Below are 1,129 nucleotides of genomic sequence, written 5' to 3' on the forward strand. Positions count from 1 at the left end.
CCGAAATGCTTCGCCCCTACGAATATATTTGCAAAAATGAGATGCACCCAGTTCGATCGTTCCTTATGACTGCATGATTCTCAAAAACACGCTGAATGGTTTGTGAAGCGGGAGTTTAATGTTCTAGTGGGGCGTCAAGAATCGGCTAGAAGCCTGTTCGACAAAACTAAAGACTAAGTATGTCTGTTTTGTGCACGCACACAAGCCGGCCCACAACAGGCACCTAACGATTAAAAAATTGCTTGACAGAGATTGACTAATATTATTTAATACTGTAAAATTCAAAGTTAAGGGCCGCAAGATTTAATAACTAAATGTGGCAAGGGGTCTCCTGTGAGCTCGATCGAGTTTAACAGGAGAGAACGTAAAAATCTTTGAATGATTAAAACTATATAGGCTACCCAATGAGACAACCTTTATTTGGTACGATCGCAACCGCGGCGATCGTCATAGGTACATCGGCTGTTGTATCCTTGCCGAGCCAAGCTCAAACCAGAAATCAATTCTACTGCGGGATTAGCGAAGGCAAACCCGCAACCATAGTCCGCACAGCATCCAGAGGAAACATACCCCTGATAGTTTGGAACAACGAAGCTTTCTCGACTTCAGGCTGGACTCCCAAAAAGCGCTGCGAGGAGGTATCTGCCAGATTCCAGCGGTTCAACGACAACGGACAGCTCAATTTCATGAGATCGGGGACGTTCAATGGCCAACAGTATTGTATCGATCGAGCCAAAGGCAGCGGCAATTGTTCCAGTGCCGCGGCAGTAGTGCTGACATTACCCCAGCGCAGTAATGGCAACCAGATTCTCGAACAATTGCTCGATACCCGCAACCGCGCTTCCAAGCAACCCCTTTACCTGAGCGGAGAAAAGCAGTTGGTAACGTACGAAAATGGCGACGCTAACGTCAATCTCAATTTGTTGCTCAACAACGAACCGCCAGACAACGAGCGTTTGTGGTAAAAGTAGCAAAGAAACTGCGAGCTGAACAAACATGGATTGGCGTTCACTGATTATGGCAACTTGTATTGGCGGCATCTCAATGATGCTGCCGGCACAACTTCCGCCTGCCAAAAATTCCTTAAAACAACTGCCAGTCGAAATGTCGCAACAGCGATTGCAGCAGC

The 1,129-nt window shown here is 46.8% G+C and carries 1 protein-coding gene; it reads left to right on the forward strand.

The genetic code is table 11. The features are described from left to right. Positions 1-404: 404 nt before the first annotated feature. Positions 405-965: a COP23 domain-containing protein gene (locus tag ACUVJL_RS05585; RefSeq protein ID WP_445244946.1), complete on the forward strand. Its 561-nt coding sequence runs from the start codon at positions 405-407 to the stop codon at positions 963-965. Positions 966-1,129 lie beyond the last annotated feature (164 nt).

The sequence above is a fragment of the Microcoleus sp. OTE_8_concoct_300 genome (genome assembly GCF_031383065.1).
Taxonomy (GTDB): Bacteria; Cyanobacteriota; Cyanobacteriia; order Cyanobacteriales; family Microcoleaceae; genus Microcoleus.